The 7,508-nt window shown below is 70.3% G+C and carries 8 protein-coding genes; 3 read left to right on the top strand and 5 right to left on the bottom strand.

Going from position 1 to position 7,508, the window contains the following annotated elements:
• A partial coding sequence (locus VG899_11185) for a GntR family transcriptional regulator (protein HWA66920.1) occupies nt 1–688 on the bottom strand: 688 nt, incomplete at its 3' end.
• Nucleotides 685–1,539 carry a sterol desaturase family protein gene (locus VG899_11180; protein ID HWA66919.1) on the bottom strand — a complete coding sequence of 285 codons (855 nt, stop codon included), beginning with the start codon at nt 1,537–1,539 and terminating at the stop codon, nt 685–687. The genes VG899_11185 and VG899_11180, both read right to left, overlap by 4 nt.
• A gap of 78 nt (nt 1,540–1,617) precedes the next feature.
• On the opposite strand from VG899_11180, the gene trmB reads away from it, so the two are divergent.
• Together trmB and VG899_11170 are read left to right on the top strand one after the other, a co-directional pair.
• A complete protein-coding gene (trmB, locus tag VG899_11175) occupies nt 1,618–2,319 on the top strand; it encodes a tRNA (guanosine(46)-N7)-methyltransferase TrmB (GenBank protein HWA66918.1) in 702 nt (233 codons plus the stop codon).
• 29 nt (nt 2,320–2,348) lie between these two features.
• Entirely contained in the window at nt 2,349–2,579 is a 231-nt protein-coding gene (locus VG899_11170; GenBank protein HWA66917.1) for a hypothetical protein, read from the top strand.
• Nucleotides 2,580–2,583: 4 nt separating this feature from the next.
• On the opposite strand, the gene guaA is transcribed toward VG899_11170, so the two are convergent.
• Nucleotides 2,584–4,164: a glutamine-hydrolyzing GMP synthase gene (guaA, locus tag VG899_11165; protein ID HWA66916.1), complete on the bottom strand. Its 1,581-nt coding sequence runs from the start codon at nt 4,162–4,164 to the stop codon at nt 2,584–2,586.
• A gap of 71 nt (nt 4,165–4,235) precedes the next feature.
• On the opposite strand from guaA, the gene VG899_11160 reads away from it, so the two are divergent.
• Complete coding sequence (locus VG899_11160) at nt 4,236–4,871, top strand: DsbA family oxidoreductase (protein HWA66915.1); 636 nt, start codon at nt 4,236–4,238, stop codon at nt 4,869–4,871.
• Here VG899_11160 and VG899_11155 read toward each other — a convergent pair.
• Nucleotides 4,868–5,995 (bottom strand): GuaB3 family IMP dehydrogenase-related protein, encoded by a 1,128-nt coding sequence (locus VG899_11155; protein ID HWA66914.1) that lies wholly within the window; start codon nt 5,993–5,995, stop codon nt 4,868–4,870. The genes VG899_11160 and VG899_11155 overlap by 4 nt on opposite strands.
• On the bottom strand, nt 5,995–7,485 hold the full coding sequence (guaB, locus tag VG899_11150) for an IMP dehydrogenase (protein HWA66913.1): 1,491 nt from the start codon (nt 7,483–7,485) through the stop codon (nt 5,995–5,997). The genes VG899_11155 and guaB overlap by 1 nt, the downstream gene beginning before the upstream one ends.
• Nucleotides 7,486–7,508: the final 23 nt, after the last annotated feature.

Raw genomic sequence — 7,508 nt, 5'->3', positions numbered from 1 at the left:
TCGTCGCCAGTCGCACCGCCTCGTCCTGCGAGCCAGCAGCGATCGCGGCGACCAGCTCACGTTGCGTCGCCAGGTCGGTGATCTCCGGCTCGGAGAGCGCAAGCGCCAGCTCGGGCATCCGCTGCAACGCCTCGACCAGCGAGTTGTCGGCGAGCTGGTAGGCGATGTTCCCGGAGGCCGCGACGATCAGCCGCCACAGCGCGTCGTAGGCGACGGCGAGCTCGCCGACCTCTGGCGCCGGGTCACGCTCCTGCAGGTCGCTGACGTGGCGCAGGAGCTCGTCGGCGGCAGGCTTGGAGATGCGTCGGGCGGCCAGCCTCGCGGCATCGACCCCGACCGCCAGCCGCATCTCGACCACGGACCTGATCAGCTCCGCGGGGGTGACGTCGCCGGAGGCGCCGAGCTCGGCCAGGAGCTCGAGCCCGGCGCTGGTGCGCCAGTCGAGTACCCGGGTCGCACCACCGTGGCTGACCTCGACCAGCTTCGCCTGCTCGAGTCGGCGGATCGCTTCGCGGACCGCGTGGCGGTTGACGCCGAACTGCTCCGCGAGGGCCCGCTCCCCGGCCAGTGGCGAGCCGCCTTCGACCGCTCCCCCGACGATCGCGTCTCTGAGCTGCCGGTAGACGTCGTCGGACACCGACGCCCGCGCGACCGGCGCGAACACGACGGCACCGCCAGAGGCGGTCATCGGACGGCGAGCTCGACGTGTGCCGGTGCCCACCCCGGTCCGCGGGTGAGGTGTGCAAGCCGGTCGCGCAGCCGCCGGGCGCCGGCGACGTCAGACCAGATCGCGGCGTACTCGTGGAAGGCGACCCGCAGTGGGTTGTAGGTCGAGATGTTCTTGGTCAGCCCGTAACGGACCCGCTCGGCTTCGGCGGTGAAGGTGGCGAACAGCCGGTCCCAAATGATCAGGATGCCGCCGTAGTTGCGGTCGAGGTAGGCCGCGTTGGAGCCGTGGTGCACCCGGTGGTGCGACGGGGTGTTCCAGACGTACTCGAACCAGCGCGGGAGCTTGCCGATCCGCTCGGTGTGGATCCAGAACTGGTAGATTAGGCTGACCGACTGCTCGAGCAGGATCATCCACGGCGGGATGCCGATCGCGGCGAGCGGCACGTAGAACGGGACCACCGTGAACGGGGTCCAGGTCTGGCGCAGCGCCGTCGAGAGGTTGTAGCGCTCGCTCGAGTGATGGACCACGTGGCTGGCCCACAACACGCGGATCTCGTGGTGCGCCCGGTGATACCAGTAGTAGACGAAGTCGTCGGCGAAGAAGAGCGCGACCCAGGTCCACCAGTCGTGCGGCGACAACCGCAGTGGCGTCAGCTCGTAGACCCCGACGTACGCCGCGAGCGACACGATCTTCCAGCCGACTTCGATGACCAGGAACCCGAAGCCCATCGACACGCTCGCCACACTGTCGCGCCAGTAGTAGCCCCGCATGTCCTCGTCCGGGTCGAACCGGAAGGACAGCGCCTCGACCGCGAGCAGGATCACGAACATCGGGATCGCGGCCAGCAGCACCGCCGTTCCAGGGCTCATGGGACGCACCCTACGACTGAGCGACCGTGCTGGTCTACTGGTTGGACCAGTGAGGTAGGTCACACGTAGCATCGAGATGTGGAACCGGTCGGAGCAGCCCCCGCACGACCGACCGAGGCCTACCGGATCCGCAGCTACCGCCGGCGGGGCACCCGGCTGACCGAAGCCCAGCAGCGCGCGTGGGATGCCGGCGCCGAGCGCTACGTGCTCCCGCCCGCGACCCAGACCGTCGAGGGCTTCAGGATCACCGACGCCTTCGACCGCGCAGCGCCCCTCGCGGTGGAGATCGGCTTCGGGGTCGGCGAGTCACTCCTCGCGCTGGCGGTGGCGCGCCCCGACTGGAACGTCGTCGGCTTCGAGGTCTGGCAGCCAGGGCATGCGGCCTGCCTTGCCGCCCTGTCCGGTCCGCAGCCTGCCAACGTCCGGCTCTCGACGCTCGACGCCGCCTGGTGTCTCGAGCACATCGTCGCGCCGTCGTCGATCGAGGAGCTCTGGACCTTCTTCCCCGACCCGTGGCCGAAGCCGCGCCACCACAAACGACGGCTGGTCGGGCCCGCGTTCGCCGCCCTGGCAGCGTCTCGACTAGCGCCCGGCGGCGTCTGGCGGCTCGCCACCGACTGGCCGCACTACGCCGTACAGATGCAGGAGGTGCTCGACGCCGAGCCGCTGCTGTCCGGCGGGGTGACCGAGCGCTACGACGCTCGCCCGCTGACCCGGTTCGAGCGACGGGGCATCGCCGCGCAACGTCCGATCGTCGATCTGGCCTACCGCAAGGGTTAGCCGAGTCGGGACAGGGGCAATCTCAGGCCATGATGCTGCTGGTAGTCCTCGCTATCGCGGCAATCGTCGGCACCGCGGCGTACTGCATGGTCTGCAAACGCATCGAGGCGAACAACACTGCCGTCTCAGTGGACCCGCAACCGGCGGCTGCCCCGACCGTTGCTGCGCCCTCTGCTGTCCCGGCCTACACCCCCGAGTACTTCGCGCCGGTGCACTACTCCGCCGCGCGTGCGCCAAGGGTCGCGCTTCCGCGCGCGTAGCGCGCTACTCCCACTCGATCGTGCCGGGCGGCTTGCTCGTGACGTCGAGCACCACCCGATTCACCTCGCGGACCTCGTTGGTGATCCGGGTCGAGATGCGCGCCAGGACTTCGTAGGGCACCCGGGTCCAGTCGGCGGTCATGGCGTCCTCGCTGGAGACCGGCCGCAACACGACGGGGTGACCGTAGGTCCGGCCGTCGCCTTGCACTCCGACGGACCGCACGTCGGCGAGCAGCACCACCGGGCACTGCCAGATGTCGCGGTCGAGTCCGGCGGACGTCAGCTCCTCGCGGGCGATCGCGTCCGCGGCTCGCAGCACCTCGAGCCGGTCGCGGTCGACCGCGCCGACGATCCGGATGCCGAGGCCCGGACCCGGGAACGGCTGCCGCCAGACGATCTCGGCCGGCAGGCCGAGCTGCTCCCCCACCTTGCGCACCTCGTCCTTGAACAGCGCGCGCAACGGCTCGACCAGCGCAAACTGGAGATCGTCGGGGAGCCCGCCGACGTTGTGGTGGCTCTTGATGTTGGCGGCACCCTCGCCGCCACCCGACTCGACGACGTCCGGGTAGAGCGTGCCCTGCACCAGGAAGTCCACCGACTCCCCCGATGCCTGCGATTCGGCGACGACCTCTCGCGCGGCGGCTTCGAACACCCGGATGAACTCGCGACCGATGATCTTGCGCTTCTGTTCGGGGTCGGTCACCCCGGCCAGGGCGGTGAGGAACCGCTCCTGGGCGTCGACGACCTTCAGCCGTACGCCGGTGGAGGCGACGAAGTCGCGCTCGACCTGCTCCGCCTCACCCTTGCGCAGCAGGCCGTGGTCGACGAACACGCAGGTCAGCCGGTCACCGATCGCGCGCTGCACAAGGGCGGCCGCGACGGCTGAGTCGACGCCGCCGGACAGGCCGCAGATCGCGCGCTTGCCGCCGACCTGCGCCCGGATCTTGTCGACCTGCTCGTCGACGATGTTGACCATCGTCCAGGTGGGCCGGCACCCGGCGATCTCCAGCAGGAACCGTTCCAGCACCGCCTGGCCATGCGAGGTGTGCAGCACCTCCGGATGGAACTGCACCCCGGCGAGGCGGCGGGACGCGTCCTCGAAAGCGGCGACCGGCGCGCCGTCGGTGACCGCGATCGTGGTGAACCCGGCAGGCGGTGCGAACACCGCGTCGCCGTGCGACATCCACACCTGCTGGGTTTCGGGCAGGCCGTCGAGCAGCACACCGCCACCGCCGGTCACCTGTAGCGCCGTCGCGCCGAACTCGCTCAGTCCGGTGTGGCGGACCTCGCCGCCGAGGGTCTGCGCCATGGCCTGGAAGCCGTAGCAGATGCCGAACGTCGGTACGCCGGCGGCGAACAGCGCCGGGTCGACCTGCGGCGCGCCGTCGGCGTAGACCGAAGCAGGCCCGCCGGACAGGATGATCGCCTTCGGCCGCTTCGCGAGCATGTCCGCCACGGGCATCGAGGACGGCACGATCTCGCTGTAGACGCGGCACTCCCGGACCCGGCGGGCGATGAGCTGGGCGTACTGCGCCCCGAAGTCCACGACGAGAACGACGTCGAAGCCGTCCGCGGATGCCGTCACCGGGTCGAGGATATCGGCCGACGCATCGTCGGCACACGGATGACATCGCCGTCTCGCGCTGTTGACCAGACGTGCGCATCGACATCTGGTCCGACGTCATCTGCCCGTGGTGCTACCTGGGACGCCAGCATCTGCACAAGGCGCTGGAGGGCTTCGAGGGCGAGGTGGAGGTCGTCCATCACTCCTTCGAGCTGGATCCGACCTCGCCTCGCGACGAGTCGCCGTTGACGATCAAGCGGCTCGCCACCAAGTACGGGATGTCGGAGGGGCAGGCCGTTGCCGCCCAGCAGCAGATGACCGCACGCGCCGCTGAAGCGGGCCTGACGTTCAACCTCGACGGGCAGCGGTCGGGCAACACGCGGAACGCGCACCGGCTGATCCACCTCGCCCGCCAGCGCGGCGTCCAGGACGCGATGGTCGAACGGCTCTATCGCGCCCACTTCAGCGAGCAGCGGTCGATCTTCGACGCCGACTCGCTCGCCGCGCTCGCTGCCGAGGTCGACGGGATGGACCCCGACGAGGCCGTGGCGACGCTGCGGACCGGCGCGTTCGAGGAGCAGGTGGTCGCCGACGAGCGGCAGGCCCACGAGCTCGGCGTCACCGGCGTGCCGTTCTTCGTGATCGACCGCCGGTACGGGCTGTCCGGTGCCCAGCCGCCGGAGGTGCTGGCGCAGGTCCTGGAGCGAGCGAGCGCCGACGCCGGCTAGGCGCGGACGACCAGCTCCACCCGCTGGAACTCCTTCAAGTCGCTGTAGCCGGCTTTCGCGATGGACCGGCGCACGGCGCCGAACAGGTTGAGGTAGCCGTCGGGCGAAGCCGACGCGCCACGGATCACTTCGGCGAGCGGCGCCAGCGGCCAGCCACCCGCGACTTCCGCGAAGCGTCCCCGCGGCAGCTTCGGGTGCGAGGCCGCGGGCTGCCACCACGCCCCCTTGCCGGGCGCCTCCGCGGCCACCGACAGCGGCTCGCCGAGCATCACGGCGTCGGCGCCGCAGGCCAGCGCCTTCGCGATGTCGCCGCTGGTCTCGATCTCGCCGGCCGCGATCACATGGACGTAGCGACCGCCGGTCTCGTCGAGGTAGTCACGGCGCGCCGCGGCGGCGTCGACGATCGCGGTGGCCATCGGAACGTCGATGCCGAGGACCGCCCCGGTCGTCGACCACTCGTCGGCGCCGGTGCCCACGATGACGCCGGCGGCGCCGGTACGCATCAGGTGCAGCGCGGTCTGGTAGTTGGTGCAGCCGCCGACGATGACCGGGACGTCGAGGTCGGCGATGAACGTCTTGAGGTTCAGCGGCGGCTCCGCGGCGGACGCCGACACGTGCTCGGCGGAGACGATCGTGCCCTGGATGACGAGCAGGTCCACGCCGGCCGCGAGGATCGTCGGCGCGTAGCGCAACGTGTGCTGCGGCGAGACCCGCACCGCGGTGACGACGCCGCTGTCGCGAAGCTCCTTGATCCGCTGCGTGATGAGGTCGTCGCGCACCGGCTCGGCGTAGACGCGTTGCAGCGTCGCGGTGGCATCGCCGCTGTCGAGGTCGGCGAGCTCGGCGTAGACCGCCGACGGGTCGTCGTACCTGGTCCACAGCCCTTCGGCGTCGAGGACGCCGAGCCCACCCGACTGGTTGACCGACGCCACCGTCGCCGGCGACATCGTGGCGTCGGAAGGTACGGCGACCATGGGCAGGTCGAACCGGTAGGCGTCGATCTGCCAGCTCAGCGAGACCACGTCCACGTCGCGGGTACGCCGCGACGGGACGATCGCGATGTCGTCCAGCGAGTACCCGCGGCGGGCGGACCGGCCGATGCCGATCTCGACGTTGTCGCGGATCATCGGCTCGTGTAGTTCGGGGCCTCGGTGGTCATCGCGATGTCGTGCGGGTGGCTCTCCTTCAGCCCGGCCGCGGTGATCCGGACCAGCTGCGCCGCCTTGAGCTCGGCGATGGTCTTCGCGCCGCAGTAGCCCATGGCCGCGCGCAACCCGCCGAGCAGCTGATGGGCGACCGCACCGAGCGGTCCGCGGTAGGGCACCTGCCCCTCGACGCCCTCCGGAACGAGCTTGTCGTCGGAGAGCACGTCGTCCTGGAAGTAGCGGTCCTTGGAGTAGGAGCGACCTTGGCCGCGCGACTGCATCGCTCCCAGCGAGCCCATCCCTCGGTAGGACTTGAACTGCTTGCCGTTGACGAACAGCAGCTCGCCGGGTGACTCCTCGCAGCCGGCGAGCAGGGATCCGAGCATCACGCTGTCGGCTCCCGCGGCGATCGCCTTGGCGATGTCTCCGGAGTACTGCATCCCGCCATCCGCGATCACCGGGACGCCAGCCGCAGCGGCGACCTGCGCGACGTCGTAGATCGCGGAGATCTGCGGCACACCGACTCCGGCCACCACGCGCGTCGTACAGATCGAGCCGGGGCCAACCCCGACCTTCACGGCGTCGGCGCCCGCTTCGATCAGCGCCGCGGCCGCGGCGCCCGTGGCGATGTTGCCGCCGACGACGTCGATCGAGACCGCCTTCTTGACGCGGGCGACCATCTCCAGGACCGACCGCGAGTGCCCGTGAGCGGTGTCCACGACGAGCACGTCCACCCCGGCGTCGACGAGTGTCATCGCCCGCTTGAAGGCGTCTTCGCCGACCCCGACTGCGGCGCCGACGACGAGCCGGCCGGCGGCGTCCTTCGTGGCGTTGGGGTACTCCTCGCTCTTCGCGAAGTCCTTCACGGTGATCAGGCCGCGCAACCGGCCGCCGTCGTCGACGATCGGCAGCTTCTCCACCTTGTGCTGCTGCAGCAGAGCCAACGCGTCGGCGTGGGAGACGCCCACCGGAGCGGTCACGAGGGGCATCGACGTCATGACCTCACGCACCAGCCGCGCCCCGTCGCGTTCGAACCGGATGTCGCGGTTGGTGACGATGCCGACCAGCACCCCGTCGTCGTCGGTGACCGGGACGCCGGAGATCCGGTAGCGGCCCATCAGCTCGTCGGCGTCGGAGATCGTGTCGTCAGGGCTGCAAGTCACCGGCGAGGTGATCATCCCGGCTTCGGAGCGCTTCACGATGTCGACCTGCACTGCCTGGTCCTCCACGGACAGGTTGCGGTGCAGGATCCCGAGGCCGCCCTGGCGCGCCATCGCGATGGCCATCCGGCCCTCGGTGACGGTGTCCATCGCGCTCGACACCAGCGGCGAGCGCACCGCGATGTTGCGCGAGAGCCGGGTGGCGAGGTCGACCTCGCTGGGTACGACGTCCGACGCTGCCGGCAGCAGCAGCACGTCGTCGAAGGTCAGGCCGAGCGGGGCGAACTTCTCCGGAAACGACGCCTCCATGTATGGATTCTAGGCGGGATAGC

This window comes from Mycobacteriales bacterium, from assembly GCA_035550055.1.
Classification (GTDB): domain Bacteria; phylum Actinomycetota; class Actinomycetes; order JAFAQI01; family JAFAQI01; genus DASZTV01.
Note: the sequence above shows the minus strand (reverse complement) of the source record. Positions and strands in the feature narration are given on the sequence as shown.